Origin of the sequence: Aeromonas sp. DSM 116730, from assembly GCF_046581335.1 — a bacterium.
GTDB lineage: Bacteria > Pseudomonadota > Gammaproteobacteria > Enterobacterales > Aeromonadaceae > Aeromonas > Aeromonas rivipollensis.
This window is the reverse complement of the sequence record NZ_CP144265.1, coordinates 863,379-889,436: the sequence shown is the minus strand read 5'-3', so window position 1 is coordinate 889,436 and position 26,058 is coordinate 863,379. Positions and strand designations below refer to the sequence as shown.

At 64.0% G+C, this 26,058-nt stretch carries 22 protein-coding genes and 1 riboswitch; of the genes, 12 read left to right on the top strand and 10 right to left on the bottom strand.

Annotated elements, in window-relative coordinates:
- Positions 1–2: 2 nt before the first annotated feature.
- Positions 3–89, bottom strand: a riboswitch (cyclic di-GMP riboswitch).
- Positions 90–289: 200 nt separating this feature from the next.
- The 3 genes from Aeroheme_RS04275 to Aeroheme_RS04265 all read right to left on the bottom strand — a co-directional run bounded on the left by Aeroheme_RS04275 (position 290) and on the right by Aeroheme_RS04265 (position 7,344).
- A complete protein-coding gene (locus Aeroheme_RS04275; protein ID WP_411166744.1) occupies positions 290–3,763 on the bottom strand; it encodes a NahK/ErcS family hybrid sensor histidine kinase/response regulator in 3,474 nt (1,157 codons plus the stop codon).
- An 82-nt stretch (positions 3,764–3,845) separates the two neighbouring features.
- On the bottom strand, positions 3,846–4,988 hold the full coding sequence (locus Aeroheme_RS04270; protein ID WP_411166743.1) for a 3-phenylpropionate MFS transporter: 1,143 nt from the start codon (positions 4,986–4,988) through the stop codon (positions 3,846–3,848).
- A gap of 262 nt (positions 4,989–5,250) precedes the next feature.
- A complete protein-coding gene (locus Aeroheme_RS04265) occupies positions 5,251–7,344 on the bottom strand; it encodes a TonB-dependent hemoglobin/transferrin/lactoferrin family receptor (RefSeq protein WP_411166742.1) in 2,094 nt (697 codons plus the stop codon).
- A gap of 201 nt (positions 7,345–7,545) precedes the next feature.
- Between Aeroheme_RS04265 and Aeroheme_RS04260 the strand changes: the two genes are divergently transcribed.
- The 3 genes from Aeroheme_RS04260 to Aeroheme_RS04250 are packed head-to-tail and all read left to right on the top strand — an operon-like array spanning position 7,546 to position 9,544.
- Positions 7,546–8,520 carry a ChaN family lipoprotein gene (locus tag Aeroheme_RS04260; RefSeq protein ID WP_411166741.1) on the top strand — a complete coding sequence of 325 codons (975 nt, stop codon included), beginning with the start codon at positions 7,546–7,548 and terminating at the stop codon, positions 8,518–8,520.
- 25 nt (positions 8,521–8,545) lie between these two features.
- Entirely contained in the window at positions 8,546–9,100 is a 555-nt protein-coding gene (locus Aeroheme_RS04255; protein ID WP_411166740.1) for a cysteine hydrolase family protein, read from the top strand.
- A 39-nt stretch (positions 9,101–9,139) separates the two neighbouring features.
- Complete coding sequence (locus Aeroheme_RS04250) at positions 9,140–9,544, top strand: hypothetical protein (RefSeq protein WP_392416865.1); 405 nt, start codon at positions 9,140–9,142, stop codon at positions 9,542–9,544.
- A gap of 71 nt (positions 9,545–9,615) precedes the next feature.
- On the opposite strand, the gene hutZ is transcribed toward Aeroheme_RS04250, so the two are convergent.
- Both hutZ and hutX read right to left on the bottom strand, forming a co-directional pair.
- Positions 9,616–10,173, bottom strand: a complete 558-nt coding sequence (hutZ, locus tag Aeroheme_RS04245) for a heme utilization protein HutZ (RefSeq protein ID WP_005329149.1) — start codon at positions 10,171–10,173, stop codon at positions 9,616–9,618.
- On the bottom strand, positions 10,170–10,682 hold the full coding sequence (hutX, locus tag Aeroheme_RS04240) for a heme utilization cystosolic carrier protein HutX (RefSeq protein WP_411166739.1): 513 nt from the start codon (positions 10,680–10,682) through the stop codon (positions 10,170–10,172). Before hutX ends, hutZ begins: the two co-directional genes overlap by 4 nt.
- 168 nt (positions 10,683–10,850) lie before the next feature.
- On the opposite strand from hutX, the gene Aeroheme_RS04235 reads away from it, so the two are divergent.
- From Aeroheme_RS04235 to Aeroheme_RS04225, 3 genes are read left to right on the top strand one after another with little or no spacing between them, the layout of a single operon-like run.
- The gene (locus Aeroheme_RS04235) at positions 10,851–11,690 is read left to right on the top strand and encodes a hemin ABC transporter substrate-binding protein (protein WP_411166738.1); all 840 of its coding nucleotides are present in this window, start codon (positions 10,851–10,853) and stop codon (positions 11,688–11,690) included.
- Entirely contained in the window at positions 11,687–12,718 is a 1,032-nt protein-coding gene (locus Aeroheme_RS04230) for a FecCD family ABC transporter permease (RefSeq protein WP_234691670.1), read from the top strand. Before Aeroheme_RS04235 ends, Aeroheme_RS04230 begins: the two co-directional genes overlap by 4 nt.
- Before the next feature lie 15 nt (positions 12,719–12,733).
- Entirely contained in the window at positions 12,734–13,540 is an 807-nt protein-coding gene (locus Aeroheme_RS04225) for a heme ABC transporter ATP-binding protein (RefSeq protein WP_368169797.1), read from the top strand.
- Positions 13,541–13,607: 67 nt separating this feature from the next.
- On the opposite strand, the gene Aeroheme_RS04220 is transcribed toward Aeroheme_RS04225, so the two are convergent.
- Entirely contained in the window at positions 13,608–14,216 is a 609-nt protein-coding gene (locus tag Aeroheme_RS04220; RefSeq protein WP_106885945.1) for a YitT family protein, read from the bottom strand.
- 313 nt (positions 14,217–14,529) lie between these two features.
- On the opposite strand from Aeroheme_RS04220, the gene Aeroheme_RS04215 reads away from it, so the two are divergent.
- Positions 14,530–15,891, top strand: coding sequence for a UDP-glucose/GDP-mannose dehydrogenase family protein (locus Aeroheme_RS04215; protein WP_368169796.1), 1,362 nt, complete (start codon positions 14,530–14,532; stop codon positions 15,889–15,891).
- The gene (locus Aeroheme_RS04210) at positions 15,888–16,886 is read left to right on the top strand and encodes an NAD-dependent epimerase (protein WP_368169795.1); all 999 of its coding nucleotides are present in this window, start codon (positions 15,888–15,890) and stop codon (positions 16,884–16,886) included. The genes Aeroheme_RS04215 and Aeroheme_RS04210 overlap by 4 nt, the downstream gene beginning before the upstream one ends.
- Before the next feature lie 60 nt (positions 16,887–16,946).
- Here the strand turns inward: Aeroheme_RS04210 and Aeroheme_RS04205 are convergent, their stop codons facing one another.
- The 3 genes from Aeroheme_RS04205 to Aeroheme_RS04195 form a co-directional block, all read right to left on the bottom strand.
- Positions 16,947–18,635, bottom strand: a complete 1,689-nt coding sequence (locus Aeroheme_RS04205) for an ArnT family glycosyltransferase (protein ID WP_411166737.1) — start codon at positions 18,633–18,635, stop codon at positions 16,947–16,949.
- A gap of 86 nt (positions 18,636–18,721) precedes the next feature.
- Positions 18,722–19,087 (bottom strand): lipid-A-disaccharide synthase N-terminal domain-containing protein, encoded by a 366-nt coding sequence (locus tag Aeroheme_RS04200; RefSeq protein WP_234568359.1) that lies wholly within the window; start codon positions 19,085–19,087, stop codon positions 18,722–18,724.
- A gap of 37 nt (positions 19,088–19,124) precedes the next feature.
- The gene (locus Aeroheme_RS04195) at positions 19,125–19,865 is read right to left on the bottom strand and encodes a glycosyltransferase family 2 protein (RefSeq protein WP_411166736.1); all 741 of its coding nucleotides are present in this window, start codon (positions 19,863–19,865) and stop codon (positions 19,125–19,127) included.
- A gap of 360 nt (positions 19,866–20,225) precedes the next feature.
- On the opposite strand from Aeroheme_RS04195, the gene Aeroheme_RS04190 reads away from it, so the two are divergent.
- The 4 genes from Aeroheme_RS04190 (at position 20,226) to Aeroheme_RS04175 (ending at position 25,159) form a co-directional block, all read left to right on the top strand.
- On the top strand, positions 20,226–21,068 hold the full coding sequence (locus tag Aeroheme_RS04190) for a lytic transglycosylase domain-containing protein (RefSeq protein WP_267965447.1): 843 nt from the start codon (positions 20,226–20,228) through the stop codon (positions 21,066–21,068).
- A gap of 319 nt (positions 21,069–21,387) precedes the next feature.
- Positions 21,388–23,055: an energy-dependent translational throttle protein EttA gene (gene ettA / locus Aeroheme_RS04185; RefSeq protein ID WP_106885939.1), complete on the top strand. Its 1,668-nt coding sequence runs from the start codon at positions 21,388–21,390 to the stop codon at positions 23,053–23,055.
- Between the two features lie 162 nt (positions 23,056–23,217).
- Positions 23,218–23,553, top strand: a complete 336-nt coding sequence (locus Aeroheme_RS04180) for a hypothetical protein (protein WP_106885938.1) — start codon at positions 23,218–23,220, stop codon at positions 23,551–23,553.
- A gap of 262 nt (positions 23,554–23,815) precedes the next feature.
- Complete coding sequence (locus Aeroheme_RS04175; protein ID WP_139745139.1) at positions 23,816–25,159, top strand: NCS2 family permease; 1,344 nt, start codon at positions 23,816–23,818, stop codon at positions 25,157–25,159.
- Between the two features lie 68 nt (positions 25,160–25,227).
- Here Aeroheme_RS04175 and djlA read toward each other — a convergent pair whose 3' ends face one another.
- On the bottom strand, positions 25,228–26,046 hold the full coding sequence (gene djlA, locus Aeroheme_RS04170) for a co-chaperone DjlA (RefSeq protein ID WP_163137104.1): 819 nt from the start codon (positions 26,044–26,046) through the stop codon (positions 25,228–25,230).
- Positions 26,047–26,058 lie beyond the last annotated feature (12 nt).

Below are 26,058 nucleotides of genomic sequence, written 5' to 3'. Positions count from 1 at the left end.
CCTGTGGTGACCCCGCTATCCTAGGTACTTTGACCCTTAGACCGGAGGCTTTGCGTCCCGGACTTTCGTCCGGTTTGCCTTTTTGCACAACTTGATTTGCGACAAAAATAATCGCCGAATGACTATAGATGAGCCTTCGGGCACCACCACCTGGCAGAAATGACATCGATGGACGGCAATTCATACAAGTTGCCGCCATATTACGCGAATGCGAGGGCATTGGTGGCGATACGCCACTTAAAACCCAGATTCACCATCTGCATTTCACGTGCTGGTTCTGTGAACTGCCTCACTCTATTGGCAGCAGCAGGCTGTTCATCAATGCCCGCAGCTTGAGGGGTTTGACCGGCTTGCTGACGTAGCCAAAGCCGTGCTCGCGGATCTGGGTCTGCAGCTCGCTCTTGCGATCCGCGCTGATGATGATGCCGCCTATACCGTTACCATGGGCCAGCCGGATCATGTGCAGCGCCTGCAGCCCCGTCTTGCCGTCATCCAGGTGGTAGTCGGAGAGCACCAGCCGGGGCAGGAAGCCAGCCCCTATGATCTCCTCTGCCTGCTCCAGGCTCTGGGCGCAGCGCACCTCGCAGCCCCAGCGTCCCAGCAGGGAGGCCATGGCGATGAGGATCTCCTCCTCGTTGTCGATACAGAGGATCCTGACCCCTTCCAGCTGGCTGTCCCGCACGGCGGGCGCCGCCACCGGACTCGGCATCACGGGCCGGGTCGCGAGGTTGAGGGTGATGGCAAACACGGAACCCGCCCCGGGCCAGCTGCGCAGGGAGAGCTGATGGCCAAGCACCTGGGAGATGCCGCGGGCGATGGCGAGCCCGAGGCCAAGCCCCTGCTCCCTGGCGGTGCGGGAGTGATCGAGGCGGGAGAACTCGTCAAAGATCGCCTCCTGCTTGTCCAGCGGTATGCCGGGGCCATTGTCCCACACCTCGATACGCACCTTGTCCCCCAGTCGGCGACAGCCGAGCAGCACCCGCCCGCCCGGGTTGTAGCGAAACGCATTGGTGAGGAAGTTCTGCAACACCCGGCGCAGCAGGCGCACGTCGCTGTAGACGGCGAGGCGGTTCTCCACCACGGAGAACTGGATCTCCCCCGCCTGGGCCAGCACCCCGAACTCCGCCTTAAGGTTGCCCAGCACGTCGCTCAGGGCGAAGTCGAGCTTCCTGGCCTTGAACTTGCCCGCCTCGAGCCGCGAGATGTCCAGCAGATCAGTGATGAGATCCTCGGTCGCCCCCAGGGCATCGTCGATGTGGCGGGCGATGCGGACCTGCTCCGCCGCCTGCTCTCCCCCCTGCGGCAGCATCTCCAGCAGGGACGAGGTAAACAGCTTGGCCGCGTTGAGCGGCTGGGTCAGATCGTGGCTCACCGCCGCCAGGAAGCGGCTCTTGGAGTGGTTAGCCCGCTCCACCTGCTGGTTGACCAGCAGCAGCTGGCGGTTGAGCTCGGAGAGTTCGTGGGTACGCTCGGCCACCCGCGCCTCCAGGTGCTCGTTCGCTTCGCGCAGCACCCGCTCCGCCGCCCGGAAGGGGGTGATGTCGGTGAAGGTCATCACGAAGCCCCCCGCCGGCATGGGATTGCCCTGCATCTCGATCACCCGGCCGTCCGGTCGCTCCCGCGCCGAGACATGGGGGCTGCCCCGCTTCATGAAGGCGACCCGGCGCGCCACCTGGGCCTCTATGTCTCCCGGACCGCAGAGCCCCTGCTCGGCGTTGTAGCGGATGATCTCCTCGATGGAGCGCCCCACCTGGATAAGCCCGTGCGGATAATGGAACAGCTCTATGTAGCGCCGGTTCCAGGCCACCAGCTTGAGCTCCCTGTCCACCACCGAGATCCCCTGCCCCATGTGCTCTATGGCTCCCTGCAGCAGGCCGCGGTTGAAGCGGAACACGTCCGAGGCCTCGTCCACTATGGTGGCTATCTCCTCCAGCTGCATGTTGCGCCCCTGCAGGGCAGAGGCCAGCACCAGCCGGGCGGACGAGGTGCCAAACACCCCGGCCAGCAACCGCTCGGTATGGGCAATCAGATCGGCCGACGCCTGCATCTGGGGCGCCAGGGTGCCGCCGTGCTCGCCGGCGAAGCGACCGAAGGCGCGCTTGACCCGGCTCGAGCCGACGAAGCGGGCCGCCAGCATCTCCAGCTCCTTGACCGAGACCCGCGCCTGGTAGAGCGCCGTGGTGTCCCGGCTCGGCTTGCCGACGAAGTTGGCGGCCTGCAGCCGCTCGCTCACCGCCGCCCGTGACAGCAAGGAGCCCGCCACGTAGCCGAGCAGGTTGAGCAACAGGCTCAGGAAGATGCACCAGGCCCCCAGGCTCAGCTCGCGAAAGGCGGGCCAGTCGGGGGGCGCCAGCAGCGCCTCCAGGGGTGAGCCCGCCAGCAGGCCGCTTTCGGCCAGCAGGGTGAGGAACCAGAGGCTGACCCCCAGCGCCAGCCCGAGGTAGACCCCCTTGCGATTGCCGTGCCGCCAGTAGAGGCCGAGCAGCAGGGCCGGTGCGAACTGGGCCACGGCGCCGAACGACAGGTAGCCGATGCGCGACAGGCTGGTGAGATCCCCGAGCCAGAGATAGAGCACCCAGGCCGCCAGCAGGATCAGCAAAATGGCGCCCCGGCGCACCTGCAGCAGCAGCCGCATCAGGCGCTCGTCCCGCCCCTGCTGCCAGAAGCGGCGCAGCAGCACCGGCAGCACCAGATCGTTGCTGACCATGATGGCCAGGGCTATGGTGCAGACGATCACCATGCCGGTGGCCGCCGAGGTGCCGCCGAGAAACGCCAGCATCGCCATGCCGTCGAAGCCGAGCGACATGGGCAGGCTGATGACATAGGTATCCGAGGCCATGTCGGCCCCCACCCACTGCTTGCCCGCCAGCGCCAGCGGCCAGATGAAGAGCCCCATCAGGAACAGGTAGAGCGGGAACAGCCAGCGCGCCCAGTGCAGATCCTGGCCCTGATTGTTCTCCACCACAGTCACGTGGAACTGGCGCGGCAGGCAGATGACGGCGCACATGGCCACCAGGGTATAGATGGCGAGCTCCAGCAGACTGCCTGGCGACACCGCCACCACCGCATCGAGAAAGTCGGTGGCCACCAGGGTGCGAGCCTCGCTCGGCCTGGCGATGATGAGCCAGAGCGCGAAGCCCCCCACCGCCATGAAGGCGAGCAGCTTGACCACGGATTCGAAGGCGATGGCCACCACCATGCCGCGATGGTGCTCGGTGGCATCCAGGTTGCGGGTGCCGAACAGTATGCTGAACAACGCCAGCAACAGGGCGACGCCGAGAGCCAGCTCGGCCGTGTTGCCCGTGGGCCCCGCCGGCACCGAGTTGGCCATCAGCAGATCCAGCCCTGTGACTATGGCCTTGAGCTGCAGCACCAGGTAGGGAAGTATCCCCATGACGGCGATCAGGCTGATCACCATGGCCAGGCGCTGGGACTTGCCATAGCGGGCGGCGATGAAGTCGGCGATGGAGGTGATGTGCTCGCGCTTGGCCACCAGGATGAGGCGGGCCAGCAGGCGCCAGCCAAACAGGAACACCAGCATGGGGCCAAGATAGATGGGCACCGGCGACCAGGGGGATTCGCTGGCCTGGCCCACTGTGCCGAAGAAGGTCCAGGAGGTGCAATAGACGGCGAGCGACAGGCTGTAGAGCAGGGGCTGGCCCTTGAGCCGGCGGCGCTTGCTCTTGTCCGCCACGTAGGCGATGAGGAACAGCAAGCCCAGATAGGCGAGCGACAACCCGATCAGCAGCCATCCTTGGTGCATCTACATTCTTCCCTTGTTCAGATGTGTTGAGCGCCACGCCGGCTCAGCGTGCCGACGGGCAACCGTCATTAAGTGTGCCCGCTCAGGCGGCGGCGCCCTCATGCTCCCCGCGCAGCCGCAGCACGAAGACCGGCAGCACCACCAGCACCATGATGAAGAAGATGCCCCCACCAAGCGGCTCGAACAGCACACCGCAGATCGCCATCAGGGCCGCCACCGTCATGCCGAGGCCGAGCGCCGCATAGAGCGCCTGGGTGGGGATCTGCTGCTCGGCGGGCAGTTGCCGGGTCATGAAGCGCACGGCGCCGAGGTGGCTGATGCAGAAGGTGACCCCGTGCAGCAGCTGACCCAGCACCAGCACCGCCAGCTCGGTGGAGGCGCCGAGCAACACCCAGCGCACCACGCAGCCGACGGCCCCCACCAGAAACAGGGTCTGGGCCCCGAAGCGGTGGAAGAAGCGCTTGTCCGCGGCAAACACGGCGATCTCCGCCACCACCCCCAGGGCCCACAGGTAGCCGATCAGGGTGCCGCTGTAGCCCGCCCCCTTCCAGTACATGGCGCTGAAGCCGTAGTAGGCGGCATGACTACCCTGCAGCAGGGCGGTGATGAGCAGGAAGCGGCGCACCGGCGCCGACTTGAGGGTGACGAGCAGGGAGGCCCGGGTCCGCTCCCCCTTGAGCTCCTGGGGCAGCGGCCGCAGCGGCAGCACGCTCAGCGCCAGCATGGCCAGCAGTCCCGCCACCATGGTGTGCAGCACCCAGTCGCTGCCGAAGTTGCTCACCAGGGCGCCGACCAGGGTGGAGGCGACGATAAAGGCGAAGGAGCCGCACAGCCTCACCTTGCCATAGTCGAGGTGCGTCTGCACCACCATGCGGGTGGCGAGCGCCTCCCCCATGGGCATCAGGGTCGGGTAGATGAAGTTCGCCACCAGGGTCAGCAGCACCAGCCACCAGAGGCTGTGGCTGAGGTAGAAGCCCAGAAACGCCAGCAGGCTCAGCAGGCAGAGCAGCCGGGTGACGGGCAGCAACTGACCGGCCCCCTTGACCCGTCCCATCACCATCAGGTTGCCGGCAAAACGGATGGCCATGCCGACCCCCAGCAGCAAGCCTATCTGCTCGGCGCTCACCCCTTTGCCCTCGAGCCACAGGGACCAGAACGGCAGATAGGCGCCGTAGACGAAGTAGAAGGCGCCAAAGAACAGGGCTAACCAGGAGAAGGCGGGCATAGGGGCTCGGCAGCGGGACAAGGGGCACAAATGATAACCGATTTTGGCGCGGGGATCCCCAGGGGTAAGAAGAGATAAAAACGATAAATATCAATAAAGTTGAACCTTTGTCACATCCCCCTGTCTATTGGTTAACACCGCTTCCTGATGAGTGTTGCAATCCTTACACCCGCCCCTGGCGGGTTTCTTTTTGGGGCCGGTTTGGGCCGCCAGAAACAGAGAAGGGGCCCTGGGGCCCCTTCATCATCGTCATTGGCAAATATCAGAACACGTACTTGACCCTTGCGCTCAGGTTGCGGCCCGGCTCGGTCTGGTTGCTGGTGTCCGTGGTGGCGGAGAGACCCGTGATGCTCTCGTAGCTGACGTACTCCTTGTCAAACAGGTTGAAGACACCGACGTTGAGCTGCAGATCCTGCATCGGCTTGAACTGGGCGTAGATATCCACCACGCCCCAGCCGGCGCTCTTGATGTTGTCGTTGCCTCTGGCGTCCTTGCCCACCTTGTCCATGTCGTCGGCGAAGCGCAGTGCGGTGTTGATGTTCCAGTTCGGCTGTTCCAGACGCACACCCAGGCTGCCGTTGAACGGGCTCAGGCTGTTGATGTAGTTGCCGTCGCCGTCCTTGCCCTCTATGTAGGCCAGGTTGCCCCAGACGTTCACCAGCTCGTTCAGCCAGTAGTCCGCCTTGACCTCGGCCCCCTTGGTGGTTGCCTTGTCCAGATTCTGGTACTGATAGATGGCGGTGCGCCCTTCGGTCCCCACGGCCGTCAGCTCGATGAAGTCATCAAACTGGTTGTAGAAGGTCGCCACTTCATAGCTGAAGCCGCCACTGCTGCCGCGTACCCCCAGATCGATGCCGTCGCTGCTCTCGGGCTTGAGGTTAGGGTTCGGCTCGATGCGATAGCCATAGGCCTGATGGTTCAGGGTGGAGAAGGCGTTGTCATACATGGGCGCCTTGAAGCCGTGGCTGTACTGGGCGAACAGGTTGGCCGCCTCATGTGCCTTGAACACCAGCCCCAGCTTGGGCGAGAACTCCCCTTCGGAGATCTTCTGCATGTTCTCGCCGGTGTAGGCGGGGTCCTGGTCCGGGGTCATCTTGTAGTAGTCGTAACGGGCACCCGGGGTCAGCACCCAGCGCTCGCCAAACTTGATCTCGTCGAAGGCCCAGAGCGCGCTGCGCTCGCTGGTGGTGGAGGGGAAGCTCAGCTCGCTGTAACCGACGAAGTCACCCGGAGTGGTCGGCCCCTTGAAGCGGGTACGCTCGTTGTCGGTGTGCTCATACTCGACACCCCAGGCCAGACGCTGGTTGGCGAGCGCCTTGCTGAACTTCACCTGGGCCCCCAGGCTCTCCTGCTCGAAGCCGTTGTGATCCAGGGAGTTCTTGGTCACATAGGGGTTGCCCGGATTGACCGGATACTTGGAAGAGGCGTACTGATCCAGGGTCTGCTTGGTGCGGGTGTAGTAAATCTTGCTGTCCACCCGATCCGCCCAGGGGGCGTTCAGGGCGAGGCCGTGATCCAGCACCAGGGAGAGGTTGTCGGTCTCCTTGTCGGTGATCGGCTGATTGAAGACGGAGCCCGCCTTGGTCAGATCGATGGCATCCGGATCCTGCCCCTCGGTGAAGTAGTCGACCGTCAGCTTCAGGAACTGATCATCGGAGAGGTTCCACTTGCTCTTGAGCAGCACCGCCTGGCTGACGATGTCGAACTCGTCCTTGTCGCTGTCGTAGTTCTGGGTCACCCCGCCGTCACGCCAGGTGTAGCGCAGCAGATTCTCGAACTCGCCGGTGCGCAGCGCCCCCGTGATGCCGGCCATCTTCTGGTGGCTGCTGGAGGCATACCCAGTGGTCGCGTCCAGGTAGCTGTCCTTCCCCTTGAGGAAGTCGCCGGCATCCTTGGTGGTGATGGCGATGACGCCCCCCAGGGCATCGGAGCCGTAGGCCGCGGACGCGGGCCCCTTGGCCACTTCCACCTGCTTGATCATGTCGGTGTCGAAGTAGGTCTGGCCCACACCGCCGTTCTTGTAGGCGTCGTTCTGGCGCACCCCGTCCTGCACCACCTTGACCCGGTTCTCGCTCATGCCGCGTATGGTGAAGGTCTGTGCATCCCCCGCCCCGCCCTGCACGCTCACGCCCGGCTCATAACGGAACAGATCGGCGACATTGCTGACGACCTGCTCCTCGATCTGCTCCGAGGTGATGACGGCGATGGGGCCGGAGACGTCTTCCAGCTTCTGCTCCATGCGGGAGGCGCTGACGACCATGACTTCATCCGTTTTCTTGTCTGCGGCGAAAGCAGGGGATACCAGCCCGGCCGCCACGGCGAGGGCAATCAGAGAGGGGGTGTTGTTGTGCGCCACTGCAAAGTCCTTATTGAGAATCATTATCAACCGAACGGCATCTTACCCAGCCCGCAACAAAGATCAATAATAAAGTGAATCATTCTCATTTTCTTTTGCTTCTAAACGGCTTTACACTAGCGCCTCTTTTTTCCTACTCGCCATACTGCCATCGTATGGTGCAGTGCCTTTGCCAATCTCTGCCTCTGTGAGTGAGATGCCATGACTCGACGACTCCCCCTGCTCGCCCTGCCCCTGCTGCTGGCCGCCTGCGCCACCCCGCCGCAGAGCCAGCCTCCCCAGACCCTCTATCACTACCAGCTTGGCGAGGGGACGGACGACAGGCCCCTCAGCCTCGCCCAGGCGGTGGACAAGGTCAGGGATGCCGACATAGTGCTGGTGGGCGAGCTCCACAGCCACCCGGCCGTGCACCTGCTGCAGGCAAACCTGCTGGCACAGCTGGCCGGCATGTCGCGCGTCGATGGCCGGGGGCTGGTGCTCTCCATGGAGCAGTTCACCCGCGCCGATCAACCCGTGCTGGATGCCTACCTGGCCGGGCGCATCGGCGAATCCACGCTAATCCGCGAGGGCCATGCCTGGCCCAACTACCCGAGCGACTACCGCCCCCTGGTGGAATTTGCCAAGGCGCAGCAGCTGACGGTGATCGCCGCCAATGCCCCCAAGCCGCTGGTGAGCTGTGTCGGTCAGGAAGGCCCCGAGTGGCTCGACAAACTGCCCGCCAGCCGCCGCAGCCAGCTCGCCCGCGAACTCACCCTGGGAGAGGATCCCTATCGCCAGAAGTTCATGGCCTCCATGCATCATGGGGATGCGGACGGCAATGCCCGCCGCTTCGCCGCCCAGACCAGCTGGGACGACACCATGGCCGAGAGCATGGTCGATTATCTCGAGCAGCATCCCGGCCGGCGCATCATGCACATCGCCGGCAACTTCCACGTGGAGGGGGGGCTGGGGATCGCGAGCCGCATCGCCAGCCGCAATCCGGCGCTGAAAGTCGCCCTTGTGGTGCCTGAGACTGGCTCCCAGGATGGCAAGGCCGCCCCCGGACGGAGCGCCGACGTGCGGGTGCACATAGCCCCCCTGCCGGAACGCTGGCTAAATGCAGAGGAAATGAAGCAAGATATGGGCGCGCTGCATCAATCCCGCAGCCGTGACTGCAGCCAGTGGCTGCAACCCTAATCTTCCAGGATACGGCGGGTAAAATATGGACGTGTTACTGATCATCGATGTGCAGCAAGGGGTCATGAAAGCGACCCATCACCAACAGCCACAAGTTCTGGCCAACATCAACCGGGCCGCGGCCCATGTCAGACAGCATCATGGCCGGGTCATCTACATCCAGCATGACGACCTGCCAGGGGACGAGCTGGAGCCTGGTACCCCGGGCTGGCAACTTCACCCGGCGGTGCAACCCGCCAAGGGGGACAGCCGGGTGCGCAAGACGGCGTGCGACAGCTTCCTCGAGACCGAGTTGGCCTTCCTGTTGGCCGAGCAGTCCGTCGACCGGCTGATCCTCTGTGGCAGCAACACCGATTTTTGCGTCGATACCACGGTACGCAGTGCCGCGGCTCATAGCTTTGAGGTGCTGGTGTTGAAGGATGGTCACACCACAGCCGATCGTCCCCACCTGAGCGCCGAGAAGATCATCGAGCACCACAACTGGATGTGGCAGCACCTGAGCCTGCCAGAGGGCAGAAGCATAACCCTGCTCACCACGGATCAGCTGCTCGAGGCGGCTCAACCTGCGCTGGCGTGCTAATCTGCCCGCTTTGAAGTGATCACCTGATTGGAGTCTTGCGTGCGTCTATTCTCTGCCGTTGCCCTTGTGCTGTTGTTACCGGCGATCACGGCCTGCTCCGGAATGCCGGGCACCACGCCCGACGGCCCGGCTCCCCTGTTTCATACCAACATCAACGAAGAGGGGAGCAAGCGCTTCACCTTCGAAGCCGCTCCCCTCGACGTCCTGCCGAGTCGGTTGCAGGAGGATGACAGTCGGCTGAGCCGCAACAGCAAGAGCCTGCTAGAGCGCCGCGAGGCCCTGCAGGACGAGCAACTGACCGAGACGCTGGCGGCACGCAACTATTGCCGCACCGGCTACATAGTCCTCAGCCAGACCTCCTGGAAGATCCGGGGGGAATGCAACGAGACAGCCACCCAGGCCGATCGCGACGCCTTCCCCAACAAGGCCTCCTGGCTGGAGTGATCCCGATTTGGGGACAGGCAACAAAACGGGCAGCCCAGGCTGCCCGTTTTTTCATCTCATGACCTCGATCCTCAGACAGGTGCGTCCGTCTCGCTGGTCAACTCGGCGCCGTTGTCGACGCGCTTGTGCCCCTCCACCAGATGGACGAAGTCCACCAGCTCGTCACCGGAGACCCGGAACGCCTGGCCGAAGCCCTTGACGAACAGCCCCTGCTCGGGCTTGAGGCGAAACAGCACGAAGTCCTTGAGGTTGGAGAGCCCTTTGACGATGTCGCCGAAACGCCCTTCCAACGCCGCTATCGCCTTGCCCCAGCGCTCGTCATCCCGCGCCACCACCTCGGCCACGGCGTCAAAGGTGAGCCGCTTGCGAGCGAACAGCTCCCGGGCGCCGGTCTCGTCCTCGATCAGCATCAGGGAGACCTTGGGCACCTGCTGCAGGTTGCGGGCATGGCGGGCTATCTCGGAGATCAGCACATAGTAGCCATCTTCCTGCAGCACGAAGGGGGCGTAGCTGGCATTGGGGTTCCCTTCGCCATCCACGGTCGCGAGTTGCAGGGTGCGGCAACCGTCACGAAATTCGCGGATCTCCGGTTGCAGACGGTTCTGCAGACGCTCCTGACGTTCACTCATGCTTTCACGTCCTCTTGATACTGGTGGCGCAGGGCCTTGAAACGCTCCACCTGGTCAGGCAGCAGCTGACGCTGCTCGTCACGCCCCAGGTAGATCTTGAAAATGCAGCGGCCGCTGTGGCCGAAGAACTGGAAGGAGTGCCCCTCCTTGCCCATGAACAGCTTGCTGACCAGGGCTATGCCGACCACGTTGTCGAGCTTGAGATGACCGTGCATCTCGCCGTCCCGCCCCATCAGGTTGTAGTAACCGCGGGCCGTCTTGCCCTTGGGGAAGGGGGCCTTCACCTCGAAGATGGAGCCGTCGGACTCCACAATGGTGGTCACCTGACCCCAGCTGGCCAGATCCGCCAGCAGGGCTTCGGCCTGATCGCTCGGCACCAGCGTCATCAGCTCGGCGGGCAGGTGGCGCACCACCTCCCATTCACTGACGGCCAGCTCGGTGGCGATGCTGGAAGGATGGGCGCTGGGATCTTGTTCCAGCAGCGCATGAATGCGTTGTGCAATGCTCATCGGTTCTCCCTGGATGATCTGGCGATGGTGCTCAGTCTCGCGGCGGATACTGTAATAAAGCGGCCCCATTAACGCAATTGATAATCGCTTTCATTATCAGTGCATTTTTTTCACCGGCTTGATATTCTCGGCGGCAATCCCACTCTCATAGACCCTTCGGAGGTTCGCATGGGCCGTCGTTTTGCCCTCGCACTCAGCCTGCTCGGCTGTTCAGCCCTTTCCCTGCCTGCTGTCGCGCAGGAACGTATCGTCAGCATAGGCCCGGCCACCACAGAGCTCATCATGGCCCTGGGGGGCGAGCAGAGCCTGATTGCCACCGACGTCAGCAGCCCTGAACCCAAGGGGCTGCCGAGAGTCGGCTACCACCGCGCCCTGGCTGCCGAAGGGATACTGAGTCTGGCCCCGACCCGACTGGTCGGCAGCGACGAGATGGGGCCGCCACCGGCCCTGGAGCAACTGCGCCGGGCCGGCGTCGAGGTGACGGTGCTGCCGACGGCACCCACCCTGGCCAACCTCAACGAGCGGATCGACGCCCTGGCCGGCTTGCTGGGAAATGAAGCCGCCGGCACCAGGCTGAAAGCCGAGATCGCCGTCCAGAGCGACCAGCTGGCGGCGCAGGCCAGACAGAACAAGCCGCTCAAGGTCGCCTTCCTGCTGCTGCACAAGGGCCAGCCCACCAGCATAGCCGGTGGCAATACCACCGCCAGCGCCCTGGTGACCCTGGCTGGCGGCATCAACCCGGTCGCCCGCTTGCACGACTACAAGCCCGTCTCCACCGAATCCCTGATCGAACTGCAGCCGGATCTGGTGCTGGTGAGCGGCCGTGACTGGCAACAATACCAGAGCGCCGACAGCGTGCTGGCCCAGGTGCCGGCCCTGGCCGCCACCCCGGCAGGCAAGAACAGGGCCATCCACGCCATCGACGGTCACGCCCTGCAAGGGGGTCTCAGCCTGAGATCCTTGCAGCAGGCCAACCAGATAGCCCAGTGGATCAAGCAGGGTTCATGATGCGTCTGCCGCTGCCCTGGCTGCTGGTGCTCACCGGTTGCACGCTCGCCCTGCTGCTGGTCGGCTCCCTCGCCACCGGCCCCATGTCGCTCTCCTTGGCCGAGAGCCTGCAGGCCCTGTTTGCCGGGGCAGAGAGCGGGATAGAGGCACACAAGCTGCTGATAGTGCAGGAAATCCGCCTGCCACGTACCCTGCTGTGCATCGCCGTGGGGGGCATTCTCGGCCTCTGCGGCGCCGTGATGCAGGGGCTGTTTCGCAACCCCTTGGCCGACCCCGGCATCATAGGGGTCTCCGGCGGCGCGGCGCTCGGTGCCGCCCTGGCCATAGTACTGCTGGCCCCCCTCGGCCAGCAGTTGCAGAGCCTGCTCGGCCTCGGTCTGCTACCCCTGCTCGCCTTCCTCGGCGGGGCGCTCACCACCACGCTTGTGTATTTGCTCGGCACCCGTGAGGGGGGCACCTCGGTCACCGTCATGCTGCTGGCGGGCGTCGCCATCACGGCGCTGTCAGGGGCCGTGATAGGGCTGCTCACCTACCTGGCGGACGATCAGATGCTGCGCAACCTGAGCCTGTGGCAGATGGGCTCCCTGGCCGCCGGCAAGCCGGTGGATGTGGGGCTGGCGCTGGCGACCCTGGTCGCCCTGCTGTGGCTCTTCATGCGCGATGCCAATCCCCTCAACGCCCTGTTGCTGGGGGAGGGTGAGGCCCGGCATCTGGGGGTGAATGTGCAATGCCTCAAGCGGCGCCTCATTCTGCTCACCGCCGCCGGCGTCGGCGTCGCGGTGGCAGTGGCCGGCATGATCGGCTTCGTCGGCCTGGTGGTGCCCCACCTGGTGCGGCTGCTGGCTGGCCCCAATCACGTCAGGCTGCTGCCGCTCAGCGCCCTGCTCGGCGCCGCCCTGTTGCTGGGGGCCGACATGCTGGCCCGCACCCTGCTGGCGCCGGCCGAGCTGCCGGTGGGCATCATCACGGCCCTGCTCGGTGCCCCCTTCTTCATCTGGCTCTTGGTCAAGAGTCGCCGGACGCTGTAACAGGAGAACGTCATCTTGCCCGGATCCCCCTCCCCCCTGCTCACTTGCCAAAGCGTCAGCCTCACCCGGGGCAATCGCCTCATCCTGGACAGCCTGGATCTCGACCTGCATGGGGGCAGCCTGACCGCCCTGCTCGGCCCGAACGGGGCGGGCAAGAGCTCGCTGCTCAAGTGCCTGACCGGCGAGCTGACCTATGAGGGCACCATCTCCCTGTTCGGTCGCAAGCGACAAGAGTGGGCCGGCGAGACCCTGGCCCACAGAGTCGGGGTGCTGCCCCAGAGCTCGTCCTTGAGCTTCCCCTTCCTGTGCGAGGAGGTAGTGGCAATGGGGCGGCTGCCCCACTGCGAGCCCGTCAGCCGCCGCGACCAGATAGTGCAGGCCGCCATGACCCATGCCGGGGTCGAGCACCTGGCCGGCCGCCTCTATCCCGGCCTCTCCGGAGGGGAGCGCCAGCGGGTGCAGTTTGCCCGGGTACTGGCCCAGATCTGGCAGGAGCCGTCACCGGGACGGCTGTCGGATCCCGAGCAGCCGCGACTGCTGCTGCTGGACGAGCCCACCTCGGCCCTCGATCTCAAGTACCAGCATCAGCTGCTCACCATGGCCCGCGCCCTGGCCGCCCGCAACACCGCCGTGCTGGTGGTGCTGCACGACCTCAACCTGGCGGCGCGCTACGCCGACCGGCTGGTGATGCTGGAGCAGGGCAGGCTGATGGCGGACGGCTCCCCGGCAGAGGTGCTCACCCCCGAACTGATCGCCCGCCTCTACGATTATCCCGCCCAGGTGATCCATCACCCCGAGACGGGGCAGCCCATGGTGGTGTGAGAGGGTTCGGGATCCTGGATAGCAAAAGAGCGCCCTTGGGCGCTCTGTCTTCAAAGTGAAGGGGGGCTCAGGCGATCTGGTAGCGGCCCGGCTTGTGATTGAGTGTCAACACCAGGTTACAGATGATGGCCGCGACCACGGAGAGCGCCAGCAGCCAGGGGGAAACCACGAAGAAGGAGGCGATGACGATGGCGCAATCCAGCCCCATTTGCAGCTTTCCAGCACGGATGCCGAACTTGTCCTGAATAAACAGCGCCAGGATATTGAAGCCGCCCAGGCTCGCCTTGTGGCGGAACATGATGAGCAGCCCCATGCCGATCAGTGTACCGCCGATCAGGGCCGCATAGACGGGCTCTATCTTGCCTATCTGCAGCACGGCATTGAGGTGATCCGTCATGAAGGAGACGGTCGCCACGGCGGCGAAGGTGTTGAGGGTGAAGCGCGGCCCCATCCTGAGCCAGGCCAGGGCATAGAAGGGCAGGTTCATGGCGAAGAACAGCAGACCGAAGCTCAGGCCAGTGACCTGCTGCAGCAGCAGCGCCAGCCCGGCGGTGCCGCCGGTGAGCAGACCGACCTGATGAAACAGGAAGATGCCGAGGGAAACGAAGCCTGCCGCGGTCAGCAGGGCGAGCACATCCTCATAGAGCGGATGGGCCGAACGGGGGGTGTTGTCCATAACCTTATGTCCAGTAGCGAAGTGAAAAGAGTGTCTGAGGCCCGGTGACGGGCGCGAGCCCCGTGAGTCGGGACTTCGTTATGGTCACAGTGTCCATTTTGAGTGACCCGGATCACAAGTACGGGATCGAATGCGCCGAAATGGTGCGCGTCAGCGCCGCGTTACAACCCTTGCACCAAAATATGTCACGCCCTCCCCCTCTCAAGCTGAAGCCAGCCTGAAGCGCGCCTGAAAAACCCGGGCTATCTCGCTGCCAGCAGGCGGGAATCGTTCTAAAATGAACCCCTTGCCACAGGCTGCGGAGCGACAGCAGATGAGAGTCAGCGTATTCGGAATAGGTTATGTGGGGCTGGTTCAGGCCGCCGTGCTCGCCGAGATGGGCCACAGGGTAACCTGCGTGGACGTGGACGCCGCCAAGGTCGAGCGCCTCGAAGAGGGCATGATCCCCATCTTCGAGCCCGGTCTCGCCCCCCTGGTGCAGGCCAACCATCAAGCCGGTCGCCTGCAATTCACCACAGATGTCGCCCAGGGGGTGGCGTTCGCCGAGCTCATCTTCATCGCGGTCGGCACCCCGCCGGATGAAGACGGCTCGGCCGATCTGCAGCACGTACTGGCGGTGGCCGGCACCATAGGGCGGCTGATGCAGGACGGCAAGGTGGTGGTCAACAAGAGCACAGTGCCGGTCGGCACCGCACACCGGGTGCACCAGCATATCGCAGCCATCCTGCGCGATCGCGGGGTCGACTTGCCCCTCGAGGTGGTCTCCAACCCGGAGTTTCTCAAGGAGGGGGCCGCGGTGGCCGACTGCCTGCGGCCGGATCGCATCATCATAGGCACAGACTCGGCCCACGCCCTCTCCCTGCTCGAAGAGCTCTATGCCCCCTTCAACCGCAATCGGGATCGCATCATACAGATGGATACCCGCAGCGCCGAGCTGACCAAGTACGCCGCCAACGCCATGCTGGCCACCAAGATCTCCTTCATGAACGAGATGGCCACCCTGGCGGAGAAGCTCGGTGCCGACATCGAAGCCGTGCGCAAGGGCATAGGCGCCGACCCGCGCATCGGCCATCACTTCATCTATCCCGGCTGCGGCTATGGCGGCTCCTGCTTCCCCAAGGACGTCAAGGCGCTGATCCACACCGCCAGCCAGATTGGCTGTGATGCCCCTTTGCTCCATGCGGTGGAACGGGTCAACGACGGCCAGAAACACAAGCTCATGGCCCGCCTGCAGCAGCATTTCGGTGCCGATCTCACGGGGCGGACCTTCGCCCTCTGGGGCCTGGCCTTCAAGCCCAATACCGACGACATGCGCGAAGCCCCGAGCCGGGTGCTGATGGAGGCGATCTGGGCCGCCGGTGGCAAGGTGCAGGCGTTCGATCCCGAGGCCATGAGCGAGGCCCAGCGCCTCTATGGCCTGCGGGACGATCTGACCCTGTGCGGTACCCAGGAGGCCGCCCTCAAGGGGGCCGACGCCCTGCTCATCTGCACCGAGTGGCAGCAGTTCCGCGCACCGGACTTCGAGCTGGTGCGGCAGACCCTGAAGCAGGCCGTCATCATCGATGGCCGCAACCTCTATGACCCGGCCCGCCTGCGCCAGCGCGGCTTCACCTACTACGCCATAGGCCGGGGCGACAGCCTGGCCGCGGGGCTGTGCGAGGAGCAACAACAATGAAATATCTGGTCACCGGCGCCGCCGGCTTCATCGGCTTCCATGTGGCGCAGCGGCTCTGCCGCGACGGCCATCAGGTGGTTGGCCTGGACAACCTCAACGACTACTACGAGGTCAGCCTGAAGGAGGCGCGGCTGGCCTTGCTGCTGCCACTGCCCGGTTTTCGCTTCGAGCGGATGGACCTCGCCGATCGCGCAACCATGGCGGCGCTCTTTGCCCGCGAGCGGTTCGATCGGGTGATCCACCTGGGGGCCCAGGCCGGGGTGCGCTATTCGCTGGACAACCCCTTTGCCTACGCCGACAGCAATCTCAACGGCACCCTCACCGTGCTGGAGGGGTGCCGCCATCACGGGGTGCAGCACCTGATCTACGCCTCCTCCAGCTCGGTTTATGGCCTCAACGAGCAGATGCCGTTCAAGACCTCGGACGGGGTGGATCACCCCGTCTCCCTCTATGCCGCGAGCAAGAAGGCCAACGAATTGATGGCCCACTCCTACTCCCACCTCTACGGGTTGCCCACCACGGGCTTGCGCTTCTTCACCGTCTACGGCCCCTGGGGGCGACCGGACATGGCGCTGTTCAAGTTCGTGCGCGCCATCCTGAGCGACGAGCCCATCGACATCTACAACCAGGGCCAGCTCAGCCGGGACTTCACCCATATCGACGACATAGTGGAGGGGGTGATCCGGGTCGCGGACAGGCCCCCGCAAGGAGACCCGAGCTGGCAGGGAGCGGCCGACACCAGCCCGGCCCCCTACCGCCTCTTCAACATCGGCCATGGCAGCCCGGTGCGACTCATGGATTTCGTGGAGGCCATAGAGGCGGCGCTCGGCAAACGAGCCATCCGCAACCTGCTGCCCATGCAGGCCGGAGACGTGCAGGCAACCTGGGCCGATACCCAGGCGCTGTTCGATGCCACCGGCTACAGAGCCGGAGTCGGGCTTGAAGAGGGAGTTGCCAGCTTCGTCGACTGGTACAGGGCCTACTACGGGGTCTGACCCGAACACCCGGGATGAAAAGGGGCTGCCACTGGCAGCCCCTTTTGCTGGGTCCCTGCCTCAGGGGCCCGGGGTATAGCGGAAGGGTTCGAGCCTGGGGGTCAACCCCTGGCATGCGGGCTTGAGGGCCTCAGCCCCCGCCAGCAGCCAGTCGGTGCGATGGCGGTTGCCGAGGTTTTCCATCTTCTCGGGCTCGAAACACAGCACCATCAGATCCGCGCTGCCCAGCACATGGCGATTCGGCGCGGCCGCCACCCAGGCCGCCGCCTCGCGAGCCTGCTCCCCATCCCCCAGCAGGTAGGGGTAATGTTGCACGGGTTGCCGGGCGAACAGCAGGTGCTGTTCCTTGAAACCGGCAAGCAGCAGTTCCTCCCCCGCAGGCACCTTCTGGGCCGCCAGCGCCATCACCCCCTGCGGCGTGCGCATGTCGTTGAGGCGCACGCAGATCCAGCAGGAGTAGAGCAGCCAACCCACCGCCAGCGAACAGAGGATGGCGCTGAGCGGTGCCCGGCGCAGCAGCACATTGACCAGTAGCAGCACCGCCCCCAGCACCAGCAGGGGCAGCCAGGGTGCTGGTCCCAGATCCCCCAACCGGTTCGCCAGCTTGTCGCTGACGGCCAGGGCCCCGGCGCCACCCACGCAGACGATCCCCAGCAGCCAGCCGAGCCCCCCCAGCAGACGCCCGGGCCAGACCCGCGCCAGCAGTGTCCCCATGTAGGGAGCAGTCAGCAGCGCCAGTGCCGGCGTGCCCGGCGTGACATAGACGCCGCGTTTGCCCGGCGACAGGGAGAAGAACAGCACCACCAGCACCAGATAACCGAGCAGCAGTATGATGCGCTTGTCCTGGCCCTGGATCCCCTTGCGCCACTCCAGCACCAGCCAGGGTATCAGCAGGGAGAGCGGCAGCCAGAACGGCGGGATCACCGAGCTGAGGTAGTACCAGAAGGGTTTGACGTGATGCCAGGCATTCGCATAGCGGGTCACCGTCTGGCGCAGCAGTATGTTGTCTCTATAGGCCTGCAGCACTGGATCCCCGCTCTGGGCCACGGCGCTCAGCATGGGCACCAGCCACAGGCCGATGGCCAGCAGCATGAAGAGCGGCCCCGCCAGCGCCTTCAACCAGTCGGCATTGGAGGCGGCGCGGATCTTCTCCCTGTGGGTCCAGACAGCCGGGATCAGGATCAGCAGGGCCAGCAACCCCACCCCCTTGGTGATGATGCCGAGCCCGGCGGCAAACCAGCCGAGCCAGTACCAGCGCCAGCCTCCCTCGCAGAGCAGGAAGCGCATGAAACCGTAGACCCCTAGCGTGATGAAGCTGGTCACCAGCGCATCGATCTGGGCCGTCTTGGCCTGCAGAGTGAACTGGACGGTGAACAGCAGCAGCAGCCCGGCCATGAAGCCCGTCGCCGGGTTCCACAGGCGGCGACCCAGGTCCCACACCAGCACTATGGTCAGCAGACCCGCCAGCAGGGAGGGCAGCAAAAACGCCACCTTGATGGAGCCGGTCAGCAAATACCCTATCGCTATGCCCCACATAAACAGGGGGGGCTTGTCCGGGTAGATCTCGCCGCCACGCATGGGGAAGAGCCATTGGCCGCTCTCCACCATCTCCTTGGCGATCAGGGCGAAGCGCGGCTCGTCGGCGGGCCAGGGATCCCGCAGGCCGAGGCCTGCACCCAGCACCATCAGGGCGATCAGCAGCAACCAGCCGAGGGAGCGCTGATTGAGCAGGAAGCGATCATTTACCATGGCGGACCTCATTGATATCGACGAGCTTGCCACGTCTCCAGCCTTGGAGCGGGATGACCAGAGGGAAACGACGGAACTGGACATGCTCATTTGCCATGGTGGATCTCGTTCTCATCGACGAGCTTGTCCCGCTTCCAGCCCCGGTGCTGGATATCCAGATAGAGGCTGTAGAGGGCGGTGAAGGTGGGGAAGAGATTCTGCAGCACGCCGACGGAGTCCTGCTTGGGGGAGAAAACAAAATAGCTAAGGGTCATCAGGCTGCCGAGCACGCTCATGTACCAGAACATCCGGGGTATGACGGGTTTGCCGGCCCGCTTGGAGGCCAGGAACTGCACCAGCCAGCGGCCGCCGAACATCAGCGCCCCGGTGTAGCCGATGAGCTTCCAGCCGGTGACATGCAGGCCGGTCCAGTCGAACCAGGTCAGCTCCATGGAGAGCAGGGCATCGATCATATCAGCCACTCCAACGGCATCGAGAGCAGAGAGTCGATCACTCGAGTGTCTCCCTGACTTCGACCACCTTGGAGCGGCGTTGCAGCCAGCAGACACCGACCACGTCCACCAGCCCGACCCAGAGCCGGTTCCAGACCCCGTATTTGGAGACACCCGCCTGCCGTGGCCTGTGGTTGACCGGCCAGGGGGACATGCGCCCGCCCTGGGCCTGGATCAGAGCCGGAATGTAGCGGTGCATGTGGTTGAAACCGGGCAGGCGCAGATACCAGTCGCGCCTCACCACCTTGAGACCGCAGCCGGTATCCGGGATGCCGTCGCGCAGCAGCAGATCGCGAAAACCGTTGGCCAGCCTGGAGGAGAGTCGCTTGACCCAATCATCGCGGCGGTTGACCCGGTGTCCGATAAGTCCCACTTGCGTGGGATCCTGCGCGAAGCGGCGCTTGGCCTCCTCCAGCATGGCGGGAATGTCGGCCGGATCGTTCTGGCCGTCACCATCCAGCACCACCAGCCAGTCGCCGCGACCGTGGCGCACGCCACTGAGCACCGCCATGCTCTGGCCCACGGCCCTGGCATGGCGGATCACGCGCAGCCCGGCATAACGCCTCTTCAGATCGCACAGGACGGCATAGCTGTCATCCTCGCTGCCATCGTCCACATAGAGCAGCTCGTAGCTGTATTTCCCCGCCAACGCGGCATCTATCTCGCCGATGAGGGGGGCCAGATTGTCCCGCTCATCCTTGGCGGGCACGACGACAGAGACATCGATTGAATCAAGCATATGAAGTTCCCGACCATGACGAGGAACGCAGTCGCCTCGACCGCCTTTCCTCATTAACATTCTCTCGACAAGCGGACTAACATCATGCAAATACAAGGCGTTAGACAGCAAGTGCGGCAGTTTATTGCCCCAAAAGTAATAAATCTATCAATTTGAGTTGTGCCGCGATCAGAGGGCCAGGTCGCACAACCCCCAGGCTCCCCTTCACACTCACCAAGAGCGCCTTTTTTTCTCTGCCAAAAGTTCCAGACCGTTTTCATCTCTGATGGCCTGACACATAACCAGATGTTCCATCCCCTGGCTGGCGTCCCCCCCATATCGGGCCTATATCTTGCGGATACGAAATTCGAGGTATCCATCATGCAGAGACTCTGCACCTGGGGCTGGGGAGTCCTGCTACTGCTTGCCACTTACACCCATGCCGACGCCTTTCGTCAGGCCCCCAAAGCGATGAGTGCCTTGCGCCAGGGCGCCGCCATGGAACAGAGCAACCCGCGGCGAGCCATAGCCCACTACTGCACCGCGGCCAGCATGGGCAACCCGGAGGCCTACTATCGCATCGGCCGCCTGCTGGCTCGCGGGCCCCAGGGGATCCGCAGCCCCCGCCACGCCAACGCCTACCTCGCCATGGCCATGCGCCTTGGCAATCAGCAAGCGGCTCGCTACTACAACGAGCGGGTGGGCAATGCCCCCCTGGGCACCTGCGGTATCGGCGGGGGCGGAGGAGGCGCACCCTGGGTACGCCCCAGCACCCCCTTCGATCAGGATAGCTATCTGGCTCGGCAATCCCTCACCAAACAGAAGCTGGCCGTCATGATCCGCCAGGCCGCCCACCGTCACAAGGTCGACCCCCAGCTGGCGCTCGCCATCGCCATCGCCGAGTCCAATCTCAACAGCACAGCCGTCTCCCCCAAGCAGGCGCAAGGGGTCATGCAGCTCATTCCTGAGACCCAGGTGCGCTTCGGCGTTACCCGCCCCTTCGATGCGCAGCAGAACATCCGTGGCGCCATGATCTACCTGAAGTGGCTGGAGAAGCAGTTTGGCCCCGACTGGGTCAGGATCAGCGCCGCCTACAACGCCGGCGAACAGGCCGTGATCCGCCATGGCGGCGTACCGCCCTACCAGGAGACCCAGGAGTATGTGCAACGGGTGCTCTACTACTCGGGGCAGGACCCTGCCAAGAGCACCAGGCAGCCCCGCTGACCCTTGGCATAAGCTGATTCCATGGCTTCTCAAGGTCAGCTGATGAATCCTATCGAGCCAGAGTTAAGGAAGTCTTAAGCCAGCTCGACCCGGAACCTTGATCGGCCATCTGCCAGATGCCAGCCTCTTTTCCTCCCTCTGCCGGAGGGGATCCCGACACTCAATGCCCCCCGGTTGTCCACTTTGCCGCCCTCTTCCCATTGGTTTACAATCGACGGGTTTTTTGGAACCGGGTCGGCCCCTGCCGACCAGGCCCCACCACGACGTCAGTTTGTTGATGCAAAGACATTAAACTGCTGAAAAGGAAGAGAATTAGCCAATGGCTCAATTTATTTACACCATGAACAGGGTCGGCAAGGTCGTGCCGCCCAAGCGTCATATCCTCAAGAACATCTCCCTCTCCTTCTTCCCGGGCGCCAAGATCGGTGTGCTGGGTCTGAACGGCGCCGGTAAATCCACCCTGCTGCGCATCATGGCGGGGATCGACACCGAGATCGAAGGGGAAGCCCGTCCGCAGCCCGGCATCAAGATCGGCTACCTGCCCCAGGAGCCGAAGCTGGATCCGGAGCAGACAGTACGCGAAGCGGTGGAAGAGGCGGTCGGCGAGGTGAAACGCGCCATGGCTCGCCTGGATGAGGTCTATGCGGCCTATGCCGACCCGGATGCGGATTTTGACAAGCTGGCCCGCGAACAGGGCGAGCTGGAAGCCATCATCGCCGCCCAGGGTGGTCACAACATGGAGAACCAGCTGGAGCGCGCGGCCGACGCCCTGCGCCTGCCGGCCTGGGACGCCCAGATCAAGCACCTCTCAGGTGGTGAGCGCCGCCGGGTAGCCCTGTGCCGCCTGCTGCTGGAAAAGCCGGACATGCTGCTGCTGGACGAGCCGACCAACCACCTGGATGCGGAATCCGTGGCCTGGCTGGAGCGCTTCCTGCACGACTATGAAGGCACAGTCGTCGCCATCACCCACGATCGCTACTTCCTCGACAACGTGGCGGGCTGGATCCTGGAGCTGGACCGCGGCGAGGGTATCCCCTGGGAAGGCAACTACTCCTCCTGGCTGGAGCAAAAAGACGCCCGTCTGGCTCAGGAAGCCAGCTCGGAAGCGGCCCGTCGCAAGTCCATCGAGAAAGAGCTGGAGTGGGTGCGTCAGAACCCGAAAGGCCGTCAGGCCAAGTCAAAGGCCCGTATGGCTCGCTTCGAGGAGCTCAACACCAACGACTACCAGAAACGCAACGAGACCAACGAGCTGTTCATTCCGCCCGGACCCCGTCTCGGCGACAAGGTGGTCGAGGTGGCGAACCTCTGCAAGTCCTACGGTGACAGGCAGCTGATCGACGATCTCTCCTTCGCCATTCCGAAGGGGGCCATCGTCGGCATCATAGGTCCGAACGGCGCCGGTAAATCCACCCTGTTCCGCATGATGTCGGGCCAGGAGCAGCCGGACTCCGGCACCATCACCCTGGGCGATACCGTAGTGCTGGCGTCTGTGGATCAGTTCCGCGACAGCATGAACGACAAGAAGACGGTGTTCGAAGAGGTCGCCGACGGTCAGGACATACTGCGCATCGGCAACTACGAGTTCCCGAGCCGTGCCTACATAGGTCGCTTCAACTTCAAGGGCGCCGATCAGCAGAAGCGGGTAGGCGAGCTCTCCGGTGGCGAGCGCGGCCGTCTGCACCTGGCCAAGCTGTTGCAGACCGGCGGCAACGTCTTGCTGCTGGATGAACCGACCAACGATCTGGACATCGAAACCCTGCGCGCCCTCGAGAACGCCCTGCTGGAGTTCCCGGGTTGTGCCATGGTCATCTCCCACGATCGCTGGTTCCTCGACCGTATCGCCACCCACATCCTGGACTACCAGGACGAGGGCAAGATTGCCTTCTTCGAGGGCAACTTCACCGAATACGAAGAGTGGAAGAAGAAGACCTATGGTGCCGATGCGGTTCAGCCACACCGCGCCAAGTACAAACGCATTACCAAGTAATTGCGTCTGGCGATGGAGTGAGGCGGACCAACCGCACCGCTCCAGATAGACAAGCGCATCGCCCCATCGGGGTGATTGCAACGTCACAAGGGGAGCCCGGGCTCCCCTTTCTCTTGCCTTTTCGCTTACAATCTTCCCGCTTCCCCCTACCGGCACTCACCGATGACCCAGACCAGCGCCCCCCCGAAGAGACTCACCATCCAGATCCGGATCGAACCCGGCTGCCTGGGCCCGGATGGCAAGCGCCACATCGATACCTTCTGCGCTGCGGCCGGCCGTATCTTTGCCGCCATCGAACCCGAACGGGTGAGCTGGGTGCTGCTGCCGCGTCATGACAAGCAGTTGCCCGAACAGGAGTTTTTCATTGAGGGGCGCAAGCTGAGCGAAGAGCAGGCCAGCCTGCTGCTGCAGCGCATGGGGCTGACGCTCGCCACCTTGCAGGAGCACAGCGACGCCGTGCTGGCCCAGCTGGTGGAGCGCTACCTCAAGAGCCTCTGAGGGTCGCCATCGCAGCACAAGCCTCTATCGAACCTTGTTTTTACCTCTCGATGGGCAAACGTTTGAATTTTTACTCTATTCATTGATCCCCCTCGCAGATCCGGGGTTTGTAAACGTCGCGGCCTGTGTAAAAATGTGCGCGCTGTCACGGTATCAGGACGAGTCTGGTCACTCAGTCGCCAGAAACAGGGCCATTTACCCCGCATGGATGGGATTGGCCGTTCGCCTGCTGCTTATTTCACGTCACCCATTGGAATCCAACATGAATCAACAACACCAAGCTGCCAGCCAGGCCGCCGGGCAAGGATTGCTCGAGCGCCTGTTTGCCCTGAAAGGCCATGGCACCACGGCCCGCACCGAGGTCATCGCCGGCATCACCACCTTCCTGACCATGGTCTACATAGTGTTCGTCAACCCGCAGATCCTCTCTGCGGCGGGCATGGACACCCAGGCGGTATTCGTCACTACCTGCCTCATCGCCGGCATCGGCAGCATTCTCATGGGGTTGCTGGCGAACCTGCCCATCGCCCTGGCCCCCGCCATGGGGCTGAATGCCTTCTTCGCCTTCGTGGTGGTGGCCGGCATGGGCTACTCCTGGCAGATCGGCATGGGCACCATCTTCTGGGGCGCCTTAGGATTGCTGATCCTCACCCTGCTGCGGGTGCGCTACTGGCTGATTGCCAACATCCCGCTCACCCTGCGGGTCGGCATCACAGCCGGCATAGGCCTGCTCATCGCCCTGCTCGGCCTGCACAACGCCGGCATAGTGGTAGCGAGCCCCGCCACCATGGTGACGGTGGGCGACCTCACCTCACTGCCCTGCCTGCTGGGGCTGCTCGGCTTCTTCCTGATCTGCATCTTCTCCGCCCGCGGCGTGCACTCCGCCGTGCTGATCGCCATAGTGGTCACCACCACTCTGGGCTGGCTGTTCGGCGACGTGACTTTCAAGGGCTTCGTCTCTGTGCCGCCGAGCATCACCCCCGTCTTCGGTCAGCTGGACCTGATGGGGTCGCTGGACATCAGCCTAGCGGGGATCATCTTCTCCTTCATGCTGGTCAACCTGTTCGACTCTTCCGGCACCCTGATCGGCGTCACCAACCGCGCCAAGCTGGCGGATGACAAGGGCCACTTCCCGCGCATGAAGCAGGCGCTGCTGGTGGACAGCGTGAGCTCGGTGGGCGGCGCCTTTATGGGTACCTCCTCGGTCACGGCGTATATCGAGAGCAGCTCGGGGGTGGCCGTCGGCGGCCGTACCGGCCTGACCGCCATAGTGGTCGGCGTGCTGTTCCTGCTGGCGATCTTCTTCTCCCCGGTCGCCGCCATGGTGCCGGCGTACGCCGCTGCGGGGGCCCTCATCTACGTGGGCGTGCTGATGTGCTCCGAGCTGACCCGGGTCAAGTGGGAAGACCTGACCGAAGCGGTTCCGGCCTTCATGACAGCGGTGATGATGCCGTTCAGCTTCTCCATCACAGAGGGGATAGCCGTGGGCTTCATCTCCTACTGCGTGATGAAGGCGGGCACCGGCCGCTGGCGCGAGATCAACCCTTGCGTGCTGGTAGTGGCCCTGCTGTTCGTGCTCAAGTTCGTCTGGGTCGACAGCCACTAACCCCGGCTTGCGCACACAAAAATGCCCGTCATCGACGGGCATTTTTTATGGCTGGCAAAGGGCAAGGTTCAACGGATGCCGCGGGCCTCGCGGATCCACTCCCAGGCCTGCTGGATCTCCTGGGTCTTCTCCTTGGCCATCTCCATCATCTCGGGCGGCAGCCCCTTGGCGGCCAGCTTGTCCGGGTGATGCTTGCTCATCTCCTTGCGATAGGCGCGCTTGATCTCCTGATCGCTGTCGCTCTCGCTCACCCCCAGCAGCTGGTAGGCATCCTTGAGACGATCCTGGGAGGGGGCCTCCTGCCGGTATTGCTGCCCTTGTCCACTCTGCTGCTGGCGGTGGAAGAAGTTCATCTGCGCCTCGGCCATCGCCAGGATCCGCCCCAGCTCGATACGGCTGAAGCCGAGCTCGTCCGCTATGGTCTGCAGGATGGCGCGCTCGTTGGCCTCCACCTTGCCGTCGGCAAAGGCGGCCTGCAGCTGCACCTCGAGGAAGAAACGCAAGATGTCACGCTGCCCCAGACTGGCACGGCGGAATTCCGCCAGGGTTTCCCGCAGCGGGAAATCGCTCTCCTTGCCCTGGCGGAACGACTCCTGGGCACGCACCCGCTGCTCGCCGGAGAGACGCATCCTGTCCATCAGGCTGGAGGCGACCCGGATCTCGTGCTCGGTGACCTGACCGCTCGCCTTGGCGATGTGGCCCATGACGGCGAAGGTGGCGTGGAAGAAGACCGCCTGCTGCTGCTGGCTGGGGGCACGCTGGAACGCCCCCCGAATGCCCATGCCCCGATCGAAGCGGTGGCCGATCCAGAGGCCAAGCAGGGCGCCGAAGATGTTGCCGAGCAGAAAACCGAAGAAGGCGCCAAGCACCTTACCCCAAATACGCATGGTTCAAGACCT